A 270-nucleotide genomic window follows, 5' to 3' on the forward strand; every position below is an offset into this window, starting at 1 on the left:
GGCCATCCTGGGCTTGCTGGAACTGCTTGAGTTTCTCGGGGTTGTCCAGGGTGCTGGCATCCACCTGGATCGAGGTGGCCTTGGCCCGCGCTTCAATCACCGCGGTGAGGGTTTCCTGTTCGTGGGCGGCATACGCCTTCACCGTTTCCACCAGGTTGGGGATCAGGTCGGCACGGCGCTGGTACTGGTTCTGCACCTGGCCCCAGGCGGCCTTGGCCTGTTCGTCCAGGGTCGGGATGTTGTTGATGCCGCAACCGCTCAGCACGCTGC

General features: G+C 64.1%; 1 protein-coding gene. It reads right to left on the reverse strand.

Annotation, left to right across the window (positions count from 1 at the left end; genetic code table 11):
• A partial coding sequence (locus AAEY75_RS15270; RefSeq protein WP_502944432.1) for a LemA family protein occupies positions 1-270 on the reverse strand: 270 nt, incomplete at both ends.

The organism is Psychrobacter sp. TB55-MNA-CIBAN-0194, from assembly GCF_040309505.1.
Lineage (GTDB): Bacteria > Pseudomonadota > Gammaproteobacteria > Pseudomonadales > Moraxellaceae > Psychrobacter > Psychrobacter fozii.